Raw genomic sequence first — 21,540 nt, 5'->3', positions numbered from 1 at the left:
GATAGGGCGCCCGCCATGAACAGGATCGAGACGATAGAGCCCTTGCCGGCCGGCGCGCAGGCGCTGCCGGTGACCATTGCCGATGTCCGCGCGGCGCGGGAGCGGATTGGCGGCTCGATCGTGCGCACACCCACGCTGGTCAGCAAGACGCTGTCCAACCTCACTGGCGCGACGGTCTATCTCAAGTTCGAGAATCATCAGTTCACCGCCGCCTACAAGGAGCGCGGCGCGCTCAACCGGCTGCTGCTGCTCGACAACATGGCGCGCGCCAAGGGCGTGATCGCCGCCTCGGCCGGCAATCATGCGCAGGGCCTTGCCTATCATGGCGCGCGGCTTGGCGTGCCGGTCACCATCGTCATGCCCCAGACCACGCCGCTGGTGAAGGTGATGCAGACGGAAGGGCATGGCGCCACCGTCGTCCTGTTCGGCGAGACCTTCGACGAGGCCAATGCCCATGCCCGCGAACTGGAAACAGAGCGCGGCCTCACCTTCGTGCATCCCTTCGACGAGCCGGACATCATTGCCGGCCAGGGCACGGTCGCGCTCGAGCTTCTGGAGGACGCGCCGGATGTCGACACGCTGGTCATCCCCATCGGCGGCGGCGGCCTCTTCTCCGGCATGGGTACGGCCGCGCGCGCGCTCAAGCCGGGTATCGAACTGATCGGCGTCCAGGCCGAGCTCTATCCCTCCATGTATGATTTCGTGAAGCATGTCGCCTTGCCGACCGGCGGCGACACGCTGGCGGAAGGCATTGCGGTCAAGGAGCCGGGCAAGCTCACCCGGCGCTTCGTCGAGGCGCTGGCCAACGATGTCGTGCTGGTGAGCGAGCGGGCGCTGGAACAGGCGGTCAGCCTGCTCCTGCAGATCGAGAAGACCGTGGTCGAGGGCGCGGGCGCGGCCGGTCTTGCGGCGCTGATCGAGCACAAGGCCATGTTCGCGGGCCGGACCGTCGGGCTGGTGCTTTGCGGAGGCAATATCGATACGCGCCTGCTCGCCAATGTGCTGCTGCGCGATCTGGCGCGCTCCGGGCGGCTCGCGCGCCTGCGCATCCGCCTGCAGGATCGGCCGGGCGCGCTCTACCATGTCTCGCGCATTTTCCACGAGCAGCAGGTCAACATCATCGAGGTCTATCACCAGCGCGTGTTCACCTCGCTTCCGGCCAAGGGCCTCATCACCGATATCGAATGCGAGACGCGCGACGAGGCGCATCTGCGCCGCCTCATCGCAGCGCTGGTCGATGGCGGCTATGAAGTCACGCCGGTCGAACTCGCCTGAACGATCTGCCGCGCGAACAGACTTTCCGCGCGTGGCGAAAAGCCTCTAGGATCGCGGCATGACCGCGCCAGGCCCATTCAAGCTCAAGATCCAGCTCTATTGCGGGGACGAGATCGCGATGGGGCCGGGGAAGGCGGACCTGCTCGATGCCATTGGCGCCCATGGCTCCATTTCAGGCGCCGCACGCGCCATGGACATGAGCTATCGTCGCGCATGGCTGCTGGTCGATGCCATGAATCGCTGCTGGCGCGAGCCGCTGGTGGAAACCTCGCCCGGCAGTGCCCATGGGGGCGGCGCACGCGTGACGCCGTTCGGCACGGCGGTGCTTGCGCATTATCGGGCCCTGCAGGCCCGGCTCGACAGCGCATCCCACTGCCCGGACCATGCCGCGCTCGAAGCCGCGATGCTGCCGGCGCCCCGCGTGACACAGAAGGGCTGAGCGGCCGGGGCAGGGGGGGCGTCCATCCTTCGTGACCTTAGATGCCGGGTCGTTCGTTGCGTGACGCGCAATTGCCCTGCCCATGCATTGCTGTATACGCCGAGCTATAGCTGATCGAGCCGCTCACCGGGGATCCTGCCTTTGAAGGTCCGTTCGTTTCTCTGCCTGCTGCTGTTCGCCTCGGCCTTGCTGTCCGGTGCCGCGCAGGCACAGGCCCAGCGGCGTGGGCCTCTGGTCCTTGCCGCCGCCAGCCTGCAGGAAGCGATGAACGATGCGGCGCGGGCCTGGGCAGCGCGCCGCCATGCCGCGCCGGTGCTGTCCTTCGCCGCATCGCCTGCGCTCGCGCGTCAGATCGAGGCGGGCGCGCCTGCCGATCTCTTCGTGTCGGCTGATGAGGCATGGATGGATCATGTCGCGGGCAAGGGCCTGCTCCGGCCCGGCTCGCGCGCGGACTTCCTCACCAACCGACTGGTGCTGATCGCCCCGGCGCGCAGTGCGGTCACGCTGCGGATTGCCCGTGGCTTTCCGCTCGCCCGCGCGCTCGGCAAGGGGCGCCTTGCCATGGCGGATCCCGACGCCGTTCCCGCCGGCAAATATGGCAAGGCTGCGCTGGCCGCGCTCGGCGTCTGGGGCAGCGTGGAAGCCCGCGTGGCGCGCGCCGAGAATGTGCGCGCCGCTCTCGCGCTGGTGGAGCGTGGCGCGGCCCCTTTAGGTGTCGTCTATGAAACCGACGCGCGCGCGTCTTCCGGCGTGCGGATCGTGGGCGTGTTCCCGTCCGGGACGCATCCGCCGATCGTCTATCCGCTGGCGATCCTGCGGGACGCCAGACATCCGGAAGTCGAGGATTTCCGCCGTTTCCTGCTGTCGCGCGAAGGCAAGGCCATCTTTGCCCGGCGAGGATTTCCGGTCCGATGAGGGCGATGGCACTGGCCTGGCCAAGGGTAGGGGAGCGCACGCTGCACAGTCCGTTTCATGTGTCCTATTATGTCCGGTCCGCGCCGTGACGGCAGAGGAATGGGAGATCATTCTGCTCTCGCTGCGGGTCAGCATCGTCGCGGTGCTCGCGACCATGCCGCTCGCGTTCGGTTTCGCCTGGCTGCTCGCGCGCGGGCGCTTCCCCGGCAAGCTGCTGCTCGATGCGCTGGTGCATCTGCCGCTCGTGCTGCCGCCGGTCGTGACCGGCTGGCTGTTGCTGATCGCCTTCGGTGCCAACGGTCCGGCGGGGCGGTGGCTGGCCGACTGGTTCGGCGTCAGCTTCATGTTCCGCTGGACCGGCGCGGCGCTGGCGGCGGCGGTCATGGCGCTGCCCCTCATGGTCCGCGCGATGCGTCTCTCGATCGAGGCCGTGGACCGGCGGCTCGAGGGGGCAGCGCGCACGCTGGGCGCTTCGCCTGCGCGCGTGTTCTTCTCCATCACGCTTCCGCTTGCCGCGCCGGGCCTGCTGGCCGGTGCCGTGCTCGGCTTCGCGCGATCGATCGGCGAGTTCGGCGCGACGATCACCTTCGTATCCAACATTCCCGGCGAGACGCGGACGATCCCCATCGCCATCTACAGTGCCTTGCAGATTCCTGGCAACGAAGCCGCGGTGACGCGCCTGGCCGCCATCGCGGTGCTGCTGTCGCTCGGCGCGCTGGTCCTTTCGGAAGTGCTGGCCCGCCGCATGGGGCAGGGGAAGGGCGGCCATGTCCTTTGAGATCGATGTCGAGCGGCGGCTCGGCGACACGCGCATAGCCCTGCGCGCACCGGGGGACAGCGCGAAGAGCGCCGGCCAGTCGGGCGGGGGTGGTCTGACCGCCCTGTTCGGCCCCTCGGGCGCCGGCAAGACCTCCGTGCTCAACATGGTGGCCGGGCTGCTGCGACCCGACCGGGGACGCATTGCGGTGGCGGGGCAGGTGCTCTTCGACAGTGCGTCCGGCATCGATCTCCCCCCCGAACGGCGCCGGGCCGGCTATGTCTTTCAGGATGGCCGGCTGTTCCCGCATCGCCGGGTGCGCGACAATCTCCTTTACGGGTGGCGGCTGGCCCCACCGGCCGAGCGCTGGATCGGCATCGAGCAGACGGTCGAGTTTCTCGGCATCGACCATCTGATGCATCGCTGGCCACGCACGTTGTCCGGCGGGGAAGCACAGCGGGTCGCCATCGGCCGGGCCCTGCTCAGCGGGCCTCGCTTCCTGCTCATGGACGAACCGCTGTCCTCGCTCGACGCGGCGCGCCGGGAAGAGATACTGCGCGTCATCGAGCGGGTGCGCGACGAGCTTGGCTTGCCGATCCTTTACGTCAGTCACGATTCGGGCGAGGTGGCGCGTCTGGCTTGCGCCATCATCCCGCTGGGCGGCTGAGGGGCGGAAGCGTCGCAAAATCCCTTGCATGCCCACGCGGATTTCGATGCCCAGGGGCAACCCGATGACGGTTCCGGCCAGGAGACGGAGTAAATGGTCTTTTCACGATGCCGCTATATGGGCATAGTCTTTCCAGTTGAGTCATCGGCCCATTGCCGCAGGGAGACGATGTGAGCGCAGCGTTCCGGTTTCCGCGTTTCTTCATGACGAATGCCGGTCCCTGCCCCTATCTTCCGGGGAGGACCGAACGCAAAGTCTTCACCGAGCTTGCCGGCGAGCATGCCTCGGAACTGAACGATGCGCTCGGTCGCATCGGCTTTCGTCGCAGCCAGAACGTCGCTTATCGGCCGAGTTGCACGGACTGCAATGCCTGTGTTTCCGTGCGCATCGTCGCCGACGAATTCCGCCTGAACGCAACGCAGCGCCGCCTCGTGCGCCGCAACAGCGATCTGGTGGTGCGAGCCTGCAAACCCTGGTCCACCGACGAGCAGTTCGCCCTGCTGCAGCGTTATCTGTCGGCACGTCACCCCAATGGCGGCATGACCGAGATGGACGAGATCGACTTTGCCGACATGGTCGAGCAGACGCCGGTCGAGACCTATGTCGTGGAATATCGTGAGCCGGCGAACAGCGAGGATGGCCGTCCCGGACGGCTCATCGGCGCCTGCCTGACGGACAAGCAGGGCGATGGTCTCTCGATGATCTACAGCTTCTTCGATCCGGACCATGCGGATCGGCCGGGGCTTGGCAGCTTCATCATCGTCGACCATATCCTGCGCGCCCAGCGTGCCGGCCTGCCCTATGTCTATCTGGGCTACTGGGTCGAGAATTCGGACCGGATGAACTACAAGGTCCGCTATCAGCCGATCGAGCGGCTCGGCCGCGCCGGCTGGGAACGGTTCGAGCCGTCGTTGATCCCGGGAGCGGAGAAGAAGCTCGTTCAGAGCTGAGCCACCGGCGGACTTCCCGGTCGCTGCGCTTCACGTCTGTCGGGGCATGCGGGCTCAGGGCGGTGAGCCGCCGGGATCGATCGTGATCGTGGTGATGGTCGCGCCCGGATAATAATATCCATCGGCATAATAGCCGGGCAGTTGCCGGGTGTTAACGCGCGGCGTCGACGGCGAAGCAACGACACCCTGCCGGGAGACGGTATATTCCGGCCCGCCCGTCATGGCCCAGTGCGGCGCCCGGTGCAGCGGTGGGGAGGCGTGCCTTCCGTCATATGCAGCGCGGGCGAGCAGGAATGCGTCATAATCGGTATAGCCTGCCTTGCGCGCCAGCGTGTCGAGCTTACGGCGCTGGCGAGCTTCCTCGCGCAGGAGCTTTTGCTCCGCAGCCGACAGACCTCCCCGAGCCGGGGCGTAGCTCATGTCTCCGCGCGGCCCGGCCGTTGCATCCGCGACGACCGCGCCAGTGACCGCGCCCAGCCCCGCGCCGAGGATGGCGCCGCCGGTGCGGTTGCCCGGCCCGGCAATGGCGCTGCCGATCAGGCCGCCAGCGACTCCGCCGATCGCTGCGCCGGCAACCATGCGGCCCGTATCGTCCCGGCGTATCTCCTCCGGCGCAGCGTCATACCGATAACCGGCATCGCTGTAGCCCCCGGGACGGTCCCAGTCATAGCCGATGCGGGACTCATGGACGCTGCCATAGGTGTCGGTGAGCACGGCATCGTCATAGTAGCGCGACCAGCCATAGCCCGGCGGCGGCTGCGGGAGGTCGTATCGCTCGGGATCAGCGATGTGATAGCCGGGCTGCAGCCAGTAGCCGGGCAGGATGAAGCCGTTGACGGGCGTGCGATAGGCCGACCAGCCGCCCGGCGCCTCATGTCCCGCCCACCAGCGCCCCTCGACCTTCCGGTTCCAGTCGGCATGATGCGGTGTCATGAGGTGAGGCGGGGGAGGCGTGACCGCCGGGGCGGGATGCGGCCCTGAGGGCTGCGCCAGCGATGGTGTCGCAGGCAGGCACGCCGCGCTCGCCATCAGGCCGATGATATGATGGATCCGCATGGCGCCGCCTTCCGCTTCCTCGCGGGCTCGCTTCCCTTCGCGAACCGCTGGTCATGTGCGGAATTAGCAGCCGTGCATGGCTCTTTCCATGCCGCTCGTCCCGGCACCTGTCCCGATCTGGTTCGGGCCTGGCGGCGCGATCGGCCGTGCCTCAGCCGACAAGTGCCGACGAGATGGCCGCGCAAAGCGCTTCCAGTCCTTCGGCATCGGCCTGATCGAAGCGGGCGGGAAGGGGGCTATCGAGGTCCAGCACGCCGATGAGCCGCTCGCCATGGAGGACGGGAACGACGATCTCCGAGGCGGAGGCGGCATCGCAGGCGATATGGCCCGGAAAGGCATGGACATCCTCGACCCGCTGCGTCCGGCGGGTTGCCGCCGCCGTGCCGCACACCCCCTTGCCCAGCGGAATGCGGATGCAGGCCGCCTTGCCCTGGAAGGGGCCGAGAAGCAGCTCATCGCCGATCAGCCGGTAGAAGCCTGCCCAGTTGAGGTCCGGAAGGAATTGCCAGACCAGCGCTGCTACATTGGCCATGTTGGCGATCGGATCGGGTTCACCGTCCACGATGGCCCGGGCGGCCAGGACGAGGTCGGCATAAAGCGCGGGCTTGTCGGCGGAGGCCGTCGGGGCAAAGTCGTACATGGCGTGCATGTAGGCCGTTGGACGCCCGCTCGCCAGCCTGTTTGACAGGGGAGATGCGATAGCCGGAAACCGCCCGCCCCGTAGCTGTTCGCGCTTGCAGTTCGGCCTTTCCGGGGTCATCAGCAGCGGTCGAGGCATTGCGACGACAGGGAGCGCCATGGGTCCGGCAAGCGAAGGCGACATCGGCAGGGGCGAGGCGACCGGCGCGCTGGCGCGGGAAGTCGGACGGCGCGGCGTCGAGCGGCTGGGCGAAGGGCTCACCCGCCTGATCGGCGAGGCTTCGGCGCTGTATCGCTGGCTCCTCACGATGCTCGTGGCGCTGAATGGCGGTGGCATCTGGCTGTGCCTGGCGGGTCTGGTGCCGGATGCACCGGTGGGCCGCCCCATGCTTCTCGCGCTCTTCTTCGGCGGCGTCATGGCGGCGCTGCTTGCCGCGATCGCGGGGCTGGCGCTGATGATCCCGGTGACGCGGTCGATCCGCCTCGCCATGGCCCATTGGGCAGAGGTTGCCGCCACGGGCGCGCCATCGGAGGAGAGCCTGTCATCGGCGCAGCTGGTTCGGCGCATGGGCGCGCTGTGGCTGGCCGTGACGTCGTTTCTCGCCCTCGTCTCGCTTGCCCTGTTGCTGACCGGAGCGGGGCATGTCGCCGACGGCCTGTCTCCTGCCGGCGTCGCGGTGACCATTCCCGAGCCGGCGCCTGCCGAGGCGGAGGCGGACCTGCCGCAGCCGGACAATGCCGCACCCGCTGGAGAGCCGCAGCCAGCGGCCGCCACGCCGGCAGCCCGCGCGACGGGCGCGCCGCCCCCGCAGCGTCAGCGCAGCGAGCCCGTGCGACGTTCCGTTGCCGAACCGGTCACGCCGCCGAAGCCCAAGCCTCAGCCCCGGCCTAGCCCCAGCCCCAGCCGTTCGTCCGCTCCCAAGCTGGTGCAGCCCGCCCCGGCTCCCGCGCCATCCGCCTCACCGCCATCCGAGAGCCGCCCATCCCCGTTGCCGAGCCCGGCCGCGCCGGAAGCCAGCCCTTCGCCGTTCTGAGGGGTGCGGCAGGCCATTTCCTTGGGCCCGCCATCGGCCGGTTCCCGGTGGTCTGTTCAGGTGAAAGGGGATTGGGAGAACGGAAAAGCGAGCCGGGTCGCAAAGATATCGCGTCCGGCCTCAACATATTCGAACGAGGAGCCTGAGGAAACCCCGGCCACACCCGCATTCGCCAGTGCTCGAGGGCACCGTGGACAAATTCGCTGGCGTTGGGAAACGGCGGTTATACGGCATTTTCCTTCCCGAAGCCGCCATTCGGGTCATGACGACTTTGCGGACATTTGTGTGGCCTACCGATCTGGCTCCAAGATGGTGGGCAAAGGCGTGTCGCGCCTGCCTCTATGATCACGCAACCGATACCGGCTTGCATACTCGCGTCTCTGCTTAGTCACTTCATACAAAACGATGCCCGAACTGGTCGCGAGATTGAGGCTCTCGATCATACCGAACATCGGTATGCTGATGCACATCTCGCACTGTGAGATAGCCAGATCGCTCAACCCTCGCGCTTCATTACCGAACCAAACCGCCAGTTTGGCGTGTTCGGCAAAGTCCACCTCATGAAGGAACTTGTTGGTCTTGCCTTTAATGTGAGGGGATGTGGCAATAGATACAAACCGGTTTTTGGCAAGGTGTGCAAGACACTCTTCGGCGCTGGCGAAACTCTTCACAAACGTCCACTTCACCGCCGACACAGAGAGCTTGGATAGCTTTGGCTCACTGCGCAATTCTTGCCAGTCATCGGAAAGAACTCGACGAGGGTCTACGACATAGACCTTCTCCGCCCCCAAGGCGTTTACGTTCCGTATGATGGTGCCGATGTTGCGGGGGTTCTCCGGCTCTTCGATCACGACAATCAAGTTCTTGCAGCGAAAGTCTCTGATCCGATCGGCACGCTGCCGCGCTGGTCGCTTCCCCTCAGCCGTCTGTTCCGCTGTCACTCCGCCACCTCCGCCGATCACCGCATCCAATACCCGAGCAGCGGCAAAGGACCAAGGTCCGCTTTCCACAACTAATCAGCCACGGCGCTGGCTACCAGGGCGACCCAACAGCAGACCATTTGTCGGGCCTAAACCGTCCGCCCTACCTAGTCGATCCGCACGCGCGTGCGCGCCGCCTTCACGGTACTGCGGGCTTTCTTGGCGTCCACCCTGCGGGCCTTGGCGGCCTTGGAAGGCCTTGTGCGAATGCGGCGGGCCTCGCGCTCGTCCGCCTTGTCGAGCATGGCGATGAGGCGGGCGCGGGCATCCTCGCGATTGGCTTCCTGGGTGCGGAAGCGCTGGGCTAGGATGACCAGCGTGCCGCTCGCGGTCAGTCTCGATCCGGCGATGGACTTCAGCCGCCGGTAGCTTTCCGGCGAAAGGCCGAGGCGGAAGACATCGACGCGCAGCTGCACCGCGCTCGCCACCTTGTTCACATTCTGGCCGCCGGGCCCGCTTGCCGTGATGAAACGCTCTTCAAGAGCCTCGTCCGGAATGATCCGGTCAGACATCGGAGCTGTCCAGCGCCTCTGCGTCGGGAAAGCCGGCCTGGGCGAAGCGGGGCGGCACTGGCGCGATCGCTGCGGCGGGGGCCTTGCCCGGGCGCGGCATGGAAAGGCTGCGGGCGTGCAGCAGCAATCCGCCGGTCCAGAGCGGGTCGGCACCGGACGAATAGACCGGATCGCCAAGAATGCCGAAGCCCAGGCCATGGAGCGAATGGGCGCGCAGCTGGTGCGTGCGTCCGGTCTCCGGCGTGAAGCGCAGCAGCGCGCGGCCATCCCGCGCAGCCAGCAGCCGCCAGTGCGTCACGGCCTGCTTGCCGGCCGCATCGGGCACCATGCGCCAGCCGGTCGCGGCCGTGCTCCGCTTGGCGAGGGGCAGATCGATCACCCCTTCCGGCGCATCGGGCACGCCATCCACCACCGCGAGATAGCTCTTCTCCACCGCGCGCGCCTCGAAGGCCTCGGTGAAGCGCTTGGCGGCCTTGGGATTGCGCGCGAGCAGCAGGCACCCGCTGGTATCCCGGTCCAGCCGGTGGACCGCGACAGGCCAGCGCTCGAAGCCGAAGGTCAGCGACGCCAGATGATTGTGAAGGCTGAGGCTTCCATCGCGCGGAGGATCGACCGGCAGGCCGGCCGGCTTGTCCAGAATGATCGCTTCGCCATCGATGAAGAGCACGCGGTCAGTGATCGGCGAAAGGCCGCCGGAGTGGTGTTGCGATCGTGAGTTGACTGCCATGAACGAGCCTATAGGCCGTGCCCATGAGCGGGGGAAGCAGCAAGCGCATGACGGGGGAGGCGAGGGCCGGCACGGCGGCCTCCGCGCGGCTGGACTGGGTGGACGCGCTCAAGGGACTCGGGATCATCGCGGTGGTCGCTGGCCATGTCTGGACGCGCGGCGCCGTGCGCGACGGCATCTATGCGTTTCACATGCCGTTCTTCTTCATTCTCTCGGGCTATACGGCGCAGCATCGGCCATGGGGCGCGCTGCTGCGGTCCTGCGCGCGAGGGCTGGGGCTCCCGTTCCTCGGTTTCTCGCTCCTGCTGCTCGCGGCTGATTTCGCTATCGAGGGGGCGCGGGGCGTACGGCCGATCTTTCCGGACTGGGGGACGGGGCTGGCGACAATCCTTCTGGCGCCCGAGACGCTGCGGGGGCCGTTCACGATCTTGTGGTTCATCCCCTGCCTGTTCGTGTCGCGTCTTGTCTGGAATGGCGTGATCGCCGGAGCGCGCCCGGCGGCGAGCCCGCGCGTCGCGGGATTGATGGCCGGCGTGCTGGCGCTTTCATTCCTCCTGCCGGCGATGACGGCGCATTCGCCGCTGGCGCTCCTGTCCGTGCCCGGCGCCGTGCTGCTGATGTGGGCCGGGGGCCTCTGGCGCCTGCGCGATCCGCTCGCATCTCCTGTCCTCGTTGCCAGCGCCCTGACGACGGTGATCGTCTTCGCATGGTTCCCGCCCATCAACATGAAAGTGGGCGATCTGGGCTGGCCGGTGCTTTCGCTGGCAGGCGCCTTCGCGGTCACGGTGGCGCTTGCCGCGCTCGTCCGGGGACTGCCCCGTCCGGCTCTGGCGTCTCTCGGCTGGGTCGGGCGACGCTCATTGACCGTGATGTATGCGCACGTCGCCTTCATTCACTATCTTTCGCCTTATGCATCGAAGGCCGTTCTCCTTCCCCTCGCATTGGGCGCATCGCTGGCGCTGGATGCGCTGATCCGGCAATCGTCTGTGGGGCGCCGGCTTCTGCTCGGCGAGCCCGGCAACGCGCGGTGAGGGCGTCTTAAGCCACGCCTCCGGATCGGCGTGACTTTCGCCGTCAAGCAGTCGCGACTCGCGGAGACAAGCCACTTTACCCAAAATTAACCTTTTGCGTTCATACCTCATATGGTTAATAATTGCGCTCGGGCCTGCCATGCCGGGTAAGGCGCGCCGGACGATCGAACAGAGGGGCTAGCATATGCGCGTGCTGCTGATTGAAGACGAACCGACGACCGCCAAGGCGATCGAACTCATGCTGACCACCGAAGGGTTCAACGTCTATACGACGGACCTGGGCGAGGAAGGTCTCGATCTCGGCAAGCTCTATGATTACGACATCATCTGCCTCGACCTGAACCTGCCGGACATGCACGGCTATGACGTGCTCAAGAAGCTGCGCAGCGCCCGCGTCCAGACGCCGGTCCTGATCCTCTCGGGCATCTCTGAGATGGACAGCAAGGTCCGCTCCTTCGGTTTCGGTGCCGACGACTATGTGACCAAGCCCTTCCACAAGGAAGAGCTGGTGGCGCGCATCCATGCCGTGGTTCGCCGGTCCAAGGGCCATTCCCAGTCCGTCATCCGCACCGGCAAGCTCGCCGTCAATCTCGACGCCAAGACCGTGGAAGTGGACGGCAACCGCGTTCACCTCACCGGCAAGGAATATGCCATGCTGGAGCTGCTCTCGCTCCGCAAGGGCACCACGCTCACCAAGGAGATGTTCCTCAATCATCTCTATGGCGGCATGGACGAGCCGGAACTCAAGATCATCGACGTCTTCATCTGCAAGCTGCGCAAGAAGCTCAGCCTGGCCTGCAGCGGCGAGAATTACATCGAGACCGTCTGGGGTCGTGGCTATGTGCTGCGCGATCCCGATGAGGCGATCGACGATTTCACGCAGGTCGCCTGACGCGCGGCGGCGCTCCTGAAATCTCCCGATTAGCGAAGCCGGTGGAGCGATCCGCCGGCTTTGTCATATCCCGGCTATCCGGTCAGTCGTCGATGCCGGAGAAATCGCCGGTGCCCGGACCTGAGGTGCTGAGGAACCACTGGTCGTTGCCTTCCAGCCCGACCGCGGTGAGAACCCCCGAGGCATAGGCGCCGGTGTCGATCCCCATCCGATTGCCCCTTTGATCGACGCCGGACGTGATCGAATGGCCATGGATGACGAAATAGGGGTGGGGCTGCTCGAAGCTCAGAAATTCCTCGCGAATCCAGCGCAGGTCCTTGCCTTCCTGCTCCTCCATCGGGACGCGTGGCCGAATGCCGGCATGGACGAAGGCATAATCGCCGATCAGCACCCGGTCCGCCATGCTCTCCATGAACTGCAGATGCGCGTCGGGCACGGCGGCCATCAGCCAGTCGCGCAGTTCGCCCAGCGTCATCTGGTCGAGATCATTCTCGGTGGCGCCGTAGCTCAGCAGAGTCTCCCGGCCGCCGATGCGCGTCATGAACCGCAGCGCCGCCTCGTCGCCGCGGGCCGCCATCAGGAAGACCTCCTCGTGATTGCCCTGCAAGCAAGTGATCGAAGGCCACCATGTCCGCAATCGCAGGAGATAATCGAGAACGCCCGCGCTCTCCGGGCCACGATCGACGAAGTCTCCGAGCATGATGAGTTCGGTCGTACCGCTGGCGCCGCGCGCATGGTCGTCGGCGGCGATCATGTCGATCAGGTCCTTCAACAGGTCGAGGCGGCCGTGAATGTCACCGATCGCGTAGACCCGGCGCCCCTCGCCCAGATGGGGCGGATCGACGAGAAGGTCCGGTGCGGACTTCGCTCTGAAAAGGCCGAACATGCCCGGCCATTATAATGGCAGGCATGGCCTCAGGGCCAGAGCTATTGTTGCGGCTGCGAATGAGCCCGGCGCGACGCGCGGTCGCCATGTCGCTCCGCCGCCTCCGTGCTTGGATCGCCGTCGGGGGCGGGCCCTTAAAGCCGTGGCAGCGTGACGCCGCGTTGCCCCATATATTTGCCGGCGCGGTCGGCATAGCTCGTCTCGCAAGGCTCGTTGCCCTGCAGGAAGAGGAACTGGCAGGCGCCCTCATTGGCATAGATTTTCGCGGGGAGCGGCGTGGTGTTGGAGAATTCCAGCGTCACATGGCCTTCCCAACCGGGCTCGAGCGGCGTCACGTTCACGATGATGCCGCAGCGCGCATAAGTGGACTTGCCGAGGCAGATCACCAGCACGTCGCGCGGGATCCTGAAATATTCCACCGTGCGGGCCAGCGCGAAGCTGTTGGGCGGAATGATGCACACGTCCGTCTTGCGGTCGACGAAGCTGTTGGACGCGAAATCCTTGGGGTCGACGACCGCGCTGTCGACATTGGTGAAGATCTTGAACTCGTCCGCCACGCGCGCGTCATAGCCGTAGGAGGAGAGGCCGTAGCTGATGCAGCCCTCGCGCCGCTGATTTTCCACGAACGGCTCGATCATGGCGCTTTCCTGAGCCTGCGCGCGAATCCACTTGTCGGAGAGTATGGCCATAGCGCGCGGTGCTAGCCGCTCGGCGCGGGGAAGGCCAGTCTCCTTCGCGGGACGCGCGCTGCTTGCCCTCTCTTGCGGCGGTGCGCCGGCAGCTTATGCTGTTTGCATGAACGCGGACGGGCGGGCTGCAGGACGGTCTTCCCGCCAGGAGCAACAGACGAAAAACGGGGGAACCTTGAATGCGTGATCCGGCTGCAATGACCCGCCGAACGATGCTGGCGACTGCGGCGGCGAGCAGCGCGGTGCTGGCGGGCGGTCCCGCGCTCGCGCGTGACGAGGGCGGAGCGCAGGCCAATCCCGCCCGCCTCCAGCTTCTGACCTCGACGGATGGCGTCAACACGCCGCGCCGGGGCGCTGGCGTGATGAAGCTCAGCTTCTCCAATCCCGAACCGTCCGTGGATTTCGGCGGGCTGATCTTCGGGTTCGAGATCATCACCTTCGAGAATGTCTACGGCATCGATCCCGCCGCCGTCACGGTGACGCGCGAGGGGACGGCGGGGCTGACGCTGGTGGCGAAGGGGCTGACCTGGGCCGGCGGCCAGCGGCACGCACCGGGCAGTCTCACAGCCCGGCTGGTCCGCACCGCGAACGGCACGATCGAGTGGGACGTCGAGGCGCGGCTCGACAAGCCCATCAAGGCAATCAAGACCATCGTGCGTGGCCTGCCGCGCGGACGGCTCTCGGCCTCGGCCCGGGAATGGATCGATCCGGGTGAGGATGAGGCACGGTTCGAATATCCGGCCCTCATGGATGGCATGGGAACGCCCTTGACCGCAATCGAGGGCAAGGACGGGCGCATCTGGGGCATTTCGGCGCTGCAGACGCAGGTGCGGCCAGCCCGCTTCGCTTTCCTGCCGGGGCCGGAGGGATACAAGGTCGAGCTGCTGCACGAACAGGCGGGCTGGGACCGGCGCGGCGACGTGCGTACTGCCACCTGGCGCATTGCGTCTGCCGCGGATTTTGCCGGCATCGCCGCGCCGCATTTCGAGACGGTGCGCCGCAACTGGAACCTGCCGGGCTTTGCAAGTCGCGCAGATGCGCCGGAGTGGATGAAGCATCTCGCGCTGGTGCTCGCGCTGCACGGCGAGCACTGGACCGGCTATGTGTTCAACGATTTCGACCGGCAACTCGAGATCCTGCGCTGGACGGCGAAGCAGATCGATCCGCAGAATGTGATGGTGTTCCTGCCCGGCTGGGACGGGCGCTATTATTGGGACTATCCGGCTTTCCGCGTCGGCACGGAGACGGGTGGTGAGGCCGGGCTCGCCCGGTTGATCGCCGAAGGGAAGACGCTCGGCTTCCGCTTCGCGTTGATGTTCGGCAGCAATATCGCCAATCCGCAATCGCCTGCGTTCGCATCGATGGCGGATGCGCAGATCCGCACCATCTACGGCGTGCCGATGGCCGCGGATTATGTGGACTGGGACGGCGACCGCAAGGGCGATGCCAGCATGACCTTCATGAATCTGGCGGTGCCGAGCTGGCGCGATCATCTCAAGGGACGCATCTCCGACATGATCGCGCGCTTCGGGATCGATGCCTATTTCCTCGATATCTGCGGCTTGTGGGAGAACAACCTGTCAGGCGACATGCTCGAAGGGACCCGCACGCTGGTCAGCGAGCTCGCGGCGCTGCACCCGGGGATCCCGCCCATCGCCGAGATGCAATATGATGCGCTGATGGGCTTCATTCCCATGAACCAGGTGGCGCGCTTCCCGCTGTATCCGCAGGCCAATTTCGGCCACGTCGCCTCCTACAATCATCTCAGCTGGCCGGCTCCCGGGCGCGGATCGAGCGGTGTCCATGAGGCGGGGTTCGGCACTTACCGGCCGGTCAGTCCGGACCAGCCGCAGATTCCCACCATCACCTTTGTCGACGACAGCTTCACCACGCAGCGCGCGCTGGTGGCGAAGGACATCGCGACGGCGAAGGCGCGCTTCGCGGCACGGGGTAATCGGACCTGAAGCAACGAGGGTCAGGTGCTGGTTTCTGGCGCTCAGGCCCGCTTATGGAGGTCCGATCCCGAGGTCGGCGGGGCCGAAGGCATGGGGCAGGATGTCGTCCAGCGCATGGCGGGCGACGGCATCGCCGGCGGGCGCGGCGCACAGGATGGAGAGCGGCCGCCCGGCCATGTCCTGTGCTTCCTTGATGATCTGGCGGCAGCGTCCGCATGGCGTGATGATCGCTTCGCCGGTCCCGCCGTCCATGGCGCCGCCGGTGACGGCGATGGCGGCAATGTCCCGCAGGCGGCCCCGGGCATTGGCGGCCGCGATGGCGACCGTCTCGGCGCAGAGCGAGAGGCCGTAGCTGGCATTCTCGAAATTGCTGCCGGTGATGATCGTGCCGTCCGTCAGGCGCAGGGCCGCGCCCACGGCGAAGCGGCTGTAGGGCGCATGGGCATGGCCCATTGCCTCTCGCGCTGCCGCGATCAGGGCCCGGTCGCTGTCGTCCAGTTCATCGCTCATCGCCGCACCGCATTCCATTCGATCGGCCCTTCAATGCCGTCCACGCGCCGGTATGTCGAGGCAGTCCACATCACCCAGCGCCGGGTGGCATAATCGGGCGGGAAGAAATTGCCTTCCAGCCAGAGCGGACGATTGATGCCGCCCGCCACGTCATATCGCGCCTCGAAGGCGTGGGAGGGGCGCAGGATTGCCGGTTTCGCACTGTGCGTCTCGATCTGGTTGAGAAAGATGTTGAGTTCGGCGAGCAGCATGTCGCGGCTTGGCCGGTCCGCGCAGCCGGGCTGGAAATCGAGCTGAACGACCGGCGGCAGCATCGCCGCATCCCGGGGAACGGTGGCGATGAAGCGCGTGGCCTGGCCCGAGGCGCGCTCGCACAGGCTGAAGCGGTGGATCGCGCCATAGCGCAGCCCGTTGCGGCGCGCGCCGGCCAGATAATCATCGAAGGCGGGATCGCGCGATCCCGCCCCGCTGGTGGCGAGGATATAAGCGAAGTCGGCGCCCGCCGCCCGGGCCATGCGCCAGTTGATCTCGCCGCTTTCGGCCGTGAGGATCAGGCCCTGCGTCGGGAAATGCGTGCGAGACGGCGTCCAGTGCCGCGCGAAAAGCGTGGCCCCGCCGCCGATGAGCGCCGCCAGAAGGAGCGTCCCCACCATGAGGCGCAGGGGCGTCAGCTTGATCCGGCGGCGGGGCCGGGCGCGGTGCTGTGTCGTCCTTCCAGTCATGAGCGGATGTGCAGTACGCAGATGAGCGTGAAGAGGCGCCGCGCCGTGTCGAAATCGACGTCGATCTTGCCTTCGAGCCGTCCCCTGAGCAGCTCGGCGGCATCATTGTGGATGGCGCGGCGTGCCATGTCGACTGTTTCGATCTGGGCGGGGGTGGCCTGGCGGATGGCCTGATAATAGCTCTCGCAGATCGCGAAATAATCGCGGATCGCGCGCTTGAGACTCGCCAGCCCGAGAATGACGGCTTCCAGCGGACTGTCGTCAGCGCGGCGGATCTCGATCACGAGCCGCCCGTCGGCCACGCGCAGGAACACCTTGTAGGGGCCGGCATAGCCATCGGGATGCGTGCGCACTGGTGCGAAGCGGTTCTCTTCCAGCAGGTCGAAGATCGCGATGCGACGTTCCTGCTCGACGTCCGCGCTGCGCCACAGGATCGTCTTGTCGTCGAGCGTGATGTCGATGATGCGCGGGTCGGCCATGGTCCGCTGCTTCCCTAGGCCTGTGGCGAAGCGGCGGCAAGGGGAGGTGCAGGCGCATGGGTAGGCGCGGAGCGGCGAGGATCGGCCGCCCGGCGGTGGCCCGCGTCATGTCATCCCCGATCTTATCCACAAAGCGTCCACGGAACTATTGGTGTCGAGGCCCTTGCCCTTCGGTCGCCGAAGGCCGATTGTGCGCGCCCCATGACCGATCCGATCCGCCTCTCGCCGGTGCCCGACACCGCATCCGAAACGCGCCTGCCGCGCAACGTGGAAGCGGAGGCGGCGCTGCTCGGCGCGCTCATGATCGACAATCGCATCGTCGAGGACGTGCAGATGGACCTGCGCGCCCAGCATTTCTACGAGCCGCTGCATGGCCGCATCTACGATGCGATCCTGAAGCTGGTCGATCGCAACATGGTCGCCAACCCGGTGACTCTCAAGCCGCTGATGGAAAGCGATCCGGCGCTCAAGGAACTGGGCGGCCCGGGCTATCTTGCGCAGCTGACCGGCAGCGGCGCGGCCGTCATCGGCGCGCGCGACTTCGCCCGGCAGATCTATGATCTCGCGCTGCTGCGTGAACTCGTCGGCGTGGGCCGCGATCTTGTGGACAAGGCGCTCGATACCTCCGAGTCGATCGATCCGCGCGGGCAGATCGAGCATGCCGAAATGGCGCTTTATGCCGTCGCGGAAGCGGGCGGCGAAACCGGAAGCATGAAGACTTTCGCCCAAGCCACGCGCCTTGCGGTGGAGATGGCGGAAAAAGCTCTCAATTCCGGGGGCCATGTCTCGGGCATCACCACGGGGCTGGACGGGCTCAATACCCGTACCGGTGGCCTCCATCCGTCCGACCTTATCATCGTCGCGGGGCGGCCGGGCATGGGCAAGAGCTCGCTGGCCACCAACATCGCCTATAATGCCGCGCGCCGCTGGGTGCGCGATCTGGCGGACGGCATCCCGCCGGAAAAGTCCATCGGGGCGCCCGTCGCCATCTTCAACCTCGAAATGTCGGCGGACCAGCTCGCGACGCGTATCCTCGCCGAGCAGTCCGGTATCAGCGGCGAGGCCCTGCGCATGGGCAAGATCAGCCACGCCGATTTCCAGAATCTCGTGCGCGCCTCGCGTGAGTTGCAGGATCTCCCGCTCTATATCGACGATACTGCGGGACTTACTATCGCGGCCATGCGCACGCGCGCGCGGCGCCTGAAGCGGCGCCACAATATCGGGCTCATCGTGGTCGACTATCTCCAGCTCCTGCAGGGCACGGGCAAGATGGGCGAGAGCCGCGTCAACGAAATCTCGGAGATCAGTCGCGGTCTCAAGACGCTGGCCAAGGAGCTTAGCGTGCCGGTGATCGCCCTGTCCCAGCTCAGCCGCGCGGTGGAAAGCCGCGAGGACAAGCGCCCCCAGCTCTCCGACCTTCGCGAATCAGGCTCCATCGAGCAGGACGCGGACATGGTCTGGTTCCTCTACCGCGAGGATTATTACGAGATGAGCAAGGAGCCCAAGATCGAGGAAGAAGGGGCTTATGCCGCCTGGGTCGAGAAAATGGACCGCATCAAGGGCCATTCCGAGCTGATCGTCGCCAAGCAGCGCCATGGCGCGACCGGCAAGGTGCGGCTCTACTTCGACGCCAAGATCACCCGCTTCACCGATCTTGCCGACGACGGCATGGCGGCTGCCTACGACGATTGAGCGAAGCGCCGGGGCGTTCGGCAGCACGCGCAAATCTGCGGACTTTGAGGGGGCCCGAAGCCAGCTTTTCAGCCATTTTTGGACGTCGTTCATGACGATATGGTGCGCCGCCATGGCCTCGGAATTGCCCGTGTCGCCTAATCGACCCAGAGCCCCCGCGCCCGGTGCCAGTCTTCCAGCGTCTCGTCGGGATAAGCTTCGAAACACTGGTCGTCCGGGCCGATCTCCGGCTGAACCCAGCCTGCCTTCGACCCGAGCATCATGTGAACCAGTGCGGGCGCCCTGGGCAGCTCGCTGTCGATGGCCGAGGCGAAGGGATGGAAAAGCTCGGGATATTCCGGGCTGAACACCCACAAGGCACTGGCGCAGGCGGCGCAGAAATGGCGCTCGCCGGTGCTGGTGCTGCATCCGCCCGCGCCGTCATCCAGCGTGGCATGATAGACGGTGGTTTCGCCCTCGACCTTCAGCGTGCGGCTGTCGGCGTGAAGATTGATCGCATATCCGCCGCCCCCGGCGGTCTTGCGGCATATCGAGCAATAGCAGCGCATGAAGGGGACCGGCGCATGGCTTTGCGCGGAGAAGCGAACTTTGCCGCAGTGGCATGATCCATGAAGCGCGAGAGGCATGGCCAGATCCTTTCGCCGGGCAAACGGATGGAGCGGCGGGCCGGTTCCGCTTTTCCGCCGTCAATTTCCCGGCGCCTCGACACAAGGCAAGCGTCGGGAAGGAGGGGCGCGCCTTCCTTCCCGCTGCATGTCGGCTCCCGCGCGGGGGCGGGAGCCTCGCCGTTAGATCAGGCCTTCAGGAGCGCTGCCGTGCGGGCCTCGATGCGCTGCTCGAGGATGGTGAGCGGCATGGCGCCGTCCTTCAGCACTTCATGGAAGGTCTTGAGGTCGAACCGGTCGCCCAGCGTTGCCTGGGCCTTGGCGCGTGCGCGCGTCCAGGCGGCGTGGCCGACCTTGTAGCTGCATGCCTGGCCGGGCTGCGTGCAATAGCGCTCGACCTCGCGCTGGCAGCGCGGCTCCGCGAAGCCCGTGACGTCGACCATGTATTTCGTCGCCTGCTCGCGAGTCCATCGCTTGGCGTGCAGGCCGGTGTCCACGGCAAGGCGCGCGGCGCGGAAGAGGAAGGACTGGAGATAGCCCGCCCGCTCCAGCGGCGTTGCATAAGCGCCCAGCTCGTCGGCGACTTCCTCCGCATAAAGGGCCCAGCCCTCGCTATAGGCACTGAAGCCACCCACGCGGCGCAGCGTGGGCAGCGCGCCGGCTTCCTGCATCGTCGAGATCTGCAGATGATGGCCGGGCACCGCCTCATGATAAGTGAGGGCGGGCAGGCCATATTTCGGCCAGTCGGCCACGTCCTTGAGATTGATGTAATAGATGGCGGGACGCGATCCATCCAGTGCGGCGCGGCGATAATAGCCGTTGGACGCGCCGTCCTGAATCTCGACCGGTACCGCGCGGATTTCCAGCGGGGCATTGCTGGGGTTGTTGAACGCCTTGGGCAGCAGCGCCTTGCACTTGAGATAATCGTCGTTGAGGCTCTTGAGCAGTGCGGCGCGCCCCTCGGCCGTGTCCGGATAAAGCTGGTCGGGGCGAGCATTGAGCGCGGTCAGGCGGGCGCCCACGCTGCCTTGCGTCAGGCCGTTGTCACGCAGGATCACGTCCAGCGCAGCACTGATCTCGCGGACCTGATCGAGACCCATCTGGTGGACTTCGTCCGGGCTCATCGTGGTGGTGGTGGATTGGGCCAGCGCATCGGCATAGATCTCGTCGCCGCGCGGGACGCGCCACACGCCGTCCCCTGCCGCCGAGCCGGGCTTCAGCTGCTCGACAAGCGCGATTTGCCGATCGAGCGCGGGGTAGACCTTCTCCGCGACGATCTTCGCGGCCTCGGCAGCCCAGTCACCCGCGACGCCCGCCTTTGCCGCGCGATCGGCCAGCGATCTGGTCATGGAGCAGCTTGCGGCCGGCTGCCCGCGCAGGGTCCGCATCTGGCCCAGGGTTAGGTCAAGCGACCAGGCCGGCGCGAGATAGCCGCGCTGTGCATAGGCTTTCTGCACCTCGCTGTCATTGTCCAGCTCGGTGGCAAAGGCGGCCAGGCGCGAGAGATAGGCCTCGCAATCCGTCTTCGTCGCGATGGTGTGCGCGCTGTTCAGGAAGTCGGGTGTGCTGAAATAGGCGCCGCCCTGCTGGAAGATGCGATAGGGCCGACCGATGGAGGACAGATCGTACTTTCCGCCAGCCACCAAACCGCGCTCGAGCGTATAACGCACGCAGGCGAGGTTCAGCGCATCCTTGTCGCCCAGCGGCCTGTCCTTGAACGCGTCGAGCATGGCGAGCGCCCGACGGGTCAGCGCGAGATCGTCCGTCACGGCCTGCAGACTGTTATCGTCCAGCTTCGCCTTCATCGGCGCGCGCGGCCCTTTGTCGAGGCCAAGTTGCGTTGCCATTTGCGGCGAATTGTCGACCATCATCTCGAAGATCTTTTCGAACGTGGCATCGAGGGCCGGCAGACCGTCCGAAGGCGCGGCGCTCTGCGCGAAGGCGCGCGGCGTCATGCTGACGAGCGCGGTTGCGGCGGTGGTGAGGAGAAAATCGCGGCGTTTCATATTGGGCGGCTCCGTCGATTGCGGGATGGCGGGAACGTAGCGTTCTGGCGGCTCGTCGCAACATAATTTCGTGGTGCGCATTTTCCGCCGGGCGCCGCCTGTCGCTGCCCGCCTCGCCGTGC

Annotated in this window: 23 protein-coding genes; 11 read left to right on the top strand and 12 right to left on the bottom strand. The window is 66.4% G+C overall.

Annotated features, from left to right (window positions below):
- Window positions 1-15: 15 nt before the first annotated feature.
- The 6 genes from HNP60_RS15840 to HNP60_RS15815 all read left to right on the top strand — a co-directional run bounded on the left by HNP60_RS15840 (window position 16) and on the right by HNP60_RS15815 (window position 5,003).
- Window positions 16-1,275, top strand: a complete 1,260-nt coding sequence (locus HNP60_RS15840) for a threonine ammonia-lyase (RefSeq protein WP_184155664.1) — start codon at window positions 16-18, stop codon at window positions 1,273-1,275.
- 58 nt (window positions 1,276-1,333) lie between these two features.
- The gene (locus HNP60_RS15835) at window positions 1,334-1,714 is read left to right on the top strand and encodes a winged helix-turn-helix domain-containing protein (RefSeq protein WP_184155662.1); all 381 of its coding nucleotides are present in this window, start codon (window positions 1,334-1,336) and stop codon (window positions 1,712-1,714) included.
- A gap of 165 nt (window positions 1,715-1,879) precedes the next feature.
- The gene (gene modA / locus HNP60_RS15830) at window positions 1,880-2,629 is read left to right on the top strand and encodes a molybdate ABC transporter substrate-binding protein (RefSeq protein WP_260395077.1); all 750 of its coding nucleotides are present in this window, start codon (window positions 1,880-1,882) and stop codon (window positions 2,627-2,629) included.
- An 85-nt stretch (window positions 2,630-2,714) separates the two neighbouring features.
- Complete coding sequence (modB, locus tag HNP60_RS15825; protein ID WP_184155658.1) at window positions 2,715-3,407, top strand: molybdate ABC transporter permease subunit; 693 nt, start codon at window positions 2,715-2,717, stop codon at window positions 3,405-3,407.
- Window positions 3,397-4,053, top strand: a complete 657-nt coding sequence (locus HNP60_RS15820) for a molybdenum ABC transporter ATP-binding protein (RefSeq protein WP_184155656.1) — start codon at window positions 3,397-3,399, stop codon at window positions 4,051-4,053. The genes modB and HNP60_RS15820 overlap by 11 nt, the downstream gene beginning before the upstream one ends.
- A gap of 170 nt (window positions 4,054-4,223) precedes the next feature.
- Window positions 4,224-5,003, top strand: coding sequence for an arginyltransferase (locus HNP60_RS15815; protein WP_184155654.1), 780 nt, complete (start codon window positions 4,224-4,226; stop codon window positions 5,001-5,003).
- Between the two features lie 54 nt (window positions 5,004-5,057).
- Here the strand turns inward: HNP60_RS15815 and HNP60_RS20070 are convergent, their stop codons facing one another.
- Entirely contained in the window at window positions 5,058-6,059 is a 1,002-nt protein-coding gene (locus HNP60_RS20070) for an RcnB family protein (protein ID WP_260394951.1), read from the bottom strand.
- A gap of 151 nt (window positions 6,060-6,210) precedes the next feature.
- Window positions 6,211-6,699, bottom strand: coding sequence for a GAF domain-containing protein (locus tag HNP60_RS15805; RefSeq protein WP_184155652.1), 489 nt, complete (start codon window positions 6,697-6,699; stop codon window positions 6,211-6,213).
- A gap of 157 nt (window positions 6,700-6,856) precedes the next feature.
- Between HNP60_RS15805 and HNP60_RS15800 the strand changes: the two genes are divergently transcribed.
- Entirely contained in the window at window positions 6,857-7,732 is an 876-nt protein-coding gene (locus HNP60_RS15800) for a hypothetical protein (protein ID WP_184155649.1), read from the top strand.
- Window positions 7,733-8,022: 290 nt separating this feature from the next.
- Here the strand turns inward: HNP60_RS15800 and HNP60_RS15795 are convergent, their stop codons facing one another.
- The 3 genes from HNP60_RS15795 to HNP60_RS15785 form a co-directional block, all read right to left on the bottom strand.
- The gene (locus HNP60_RS15795) at window positions 8,023-8,694 is read right to left on the bottom strand and encodes a TrmH family RNA methyltransferase (protein WP_338056760.1); all 672 of its coding nucleotides are present in this window, start codon (window positions 8,692-8,694) and stop codon (window positions 8,023-8,025) included.
- 125 nt (window positions 8,695-8,819) lie between these two features.
- On the bottom strand, window positions 8,820-9,224 hold the full coding sequence (gene arfB, locus HNP60_RS15790; protein WP_184052912.1) for an alternative ribosome rescue aminoacyl-tRNA hydrolase ArfB: 405 nt from the start codon (window positions 9,222-9,224) through the stop codon (window positions 8,820-8,822).
- The gene (locus HNP60_RS15785) at window positions 9,217-9,951 is read right to left on the bottom strand and encodes an RluA family pseudouridine synthase (protein WP_184155646.1); all 735 of its coding nucleotides are present in this window, start codon (window positions 9,949-9,951) and stop codon (window positions 9,217-9,219) included. Before HNP60_RS15785 ends, arfB begins: the two co-directional genes overlap by 8 nt.
- 23 nt (window positions 9,952-9,974) lie before the next feature.
- Here HNP60_RS15785 and HNP60_RS15780 point away from each other — a divergent pair, with 23 nt between their 5' ends.
- Window positions 9,975-10,982, top strand: coding sequence for an acyltransferase family protein (locus HNP60_RS15780; RefSeq protein WP_184155644.1), 1,008 nt, complete (start codon window positions 9,975-9,977; stop codon window positions 10,980-10,982).
- Between the two features lie 184 nt (window positions 10,983-11,166).
- Window positions 11,167-11,874, top strand: a complete 708-nt coding sequence (gene ctrA / locus HNP60_RS15775; RefSeq protein WP_014077557.1) for a response regulator transcription factor CtrA — start codon at window positions 11,167-11,169, stop codon at window positions 11,872-11,874.
- An 82-nt stretch (window positions 11,875-11,956) separates the two neighbouring features.
- Here the strand turns inward: ctrA and HNP60_RS15770 are convergent, their stop codons facing one another.
- The gene (locus tag HNP60_RS15770) at window positions 11,957-12,760 is read right to left on the bottom strand and encodes a metallophosphoesterase family protein (protein ID WP_184155641.1); all 804 of its coding nucleotides are present in this window, start codon (window positions 12,758-12,760) and stop codon (window positions 11,957-11,959) included.
- A 134-nt stretch (window positions 12,761-12,894) separates the two neighbouring features.
- Window positions 12,895-13,449, bottom strand: a complete 555-nt coding sequence (gene dcd / locus HNP60_RS15765; RefSeq protein ID WP_014077555.1) for a dCTP deaminase — start codon at window positions 13,447-13,449, stop codon at window positions 12,895-12,897.
- A gap of 179 nt (window positions 13,450-13,628) precedes the next feature.
- Between dcd and HNP60_RS15760 the strand changes: the two genes are divergently transcribed.
- Window positions 13,629-15,413: a hypothetical protein gene (locus HNP60_RS15760; RefSeq protein ID WP_184155638.1), complete on the top strand. Its 1,785-nt coding sequence runs from the start codon at window positions 13,629-13,631 to the stop codon at window positions 15,411-15,413.
- A 42-nt stretch (window positions 15,414-15,455) separates the two neighbouring features.
- On the opposite strand, the gene HNP60_RS15755 is transcribed toward HNP60_RS15760, so the two are convergent.
- From HNP60_RS15755 to HNP60_RS15745, 3 genes are read right to left on the bottom strand one after another with little or no spacing between them, the layout of a single operon-like run.
- On the bottom strand, window positions 15,456-15,914 hold the full coding sequence (locus tag HNP60_RS15755; protein ID WP_184155634.1) for a cytidine deaminase: 459 nt from the start codon (window positions 15,912-15,914) through the stop codon (window positions 15,456-15,458).
- The gene (locus HNP60_RS15750) at window positions 15,911-16,636 is read right to left on the bottom strand and encodes a GH25 family lysozyme (protein WP_338056730.1); all 726 of its coding nucleotides are present in this window, start codon (window positions 16,634-16,636) and stop codon (window positions 15,911-15,913) included. Before HNP60_RS15750 ends, HNP60_RS15755 begins: the two co-directional genes overlap by 4 nt.
- The gene (locus tag HNP60_RS15745) at window positions 16,633-17,115 is read right to left on the bottom strand and encodes a UPF0262 family protein (RefSeq protein WP_014077551.1); all 483 of its coding nucleotides are present in this window, start codon (window positions 17,113-17,115) and stop codon (window positions 16,633-16,635) included. Before HNP60_RS15745 ends, HNP60_RS15750 begins: the two co-directional genes overlap by 4 nt.
- Before the next feature lie 201 nt (window positions 17,116-17,316).
- On the opposite strand from HNP60_RS15745, the gene HNP60_RS15740 reads away from it, so the two are divergent.
- Window positions 17,317-18,807 (top strand): replicative DNA helicase, encoded by a 1,491-nt coding sequence (locus tag HNP60_RS15740; RefSeq protein WP_184052924.1) that lies wholly within the window; start codon window positions 17,317-17,319, stop codon window positions 18,805-18,807.
- A 137-nt stretch (window positions 18,808-18,944) separates the two neighbouring features.
- Here HNP60_RS15740 and HNP60_RS15735 read toward each other — a convergent pair whose 3' ends face one another.
- Both HNP60_RS15735 and HNP60_RS15730 read right to left on the bottom strand, forming a co-directional pair.
- Window positions 18,945-19,433: a GFA family protein gene (locus tag HNP60_RS15735; protein ID WP_184155630.1), complete on the bottom strand. Its 489-nt coding sequence runs from the start codon at window positions 19,431-19,433 to the stop codon at window positions 18,945-18,947.
- A gap of 167 nt (window positions 19,434-19,600) precedes the next feature.
- Window positions 19,601-21,418: a DUF885 domain-containing protein gene (locus HNP60_RS15730; protein WP_184155627.1), complete on the bottom strand. Its 1,818-nt coding sequence runs from the start codon at window positions 21,416-21,418 to the stop codon at window positions 19,601-19,603.
- Window positions 21,419-21,540: the final 122 nt, after the last annotated feature.

This window comes from Sphingobium lignivorans (genome assembly GCF_014203955.1).
GTDB classification, from domain to species: Bacteria; Pseudomonadota; Alphaproteobacteria; order Sphingomonadales; family Sphingomonadaceae; genus Sphingobium; species Sphingobium lignivorans.
This window is presented reverse-complemented; position numbering and strand designations above follow the sequence as displayed.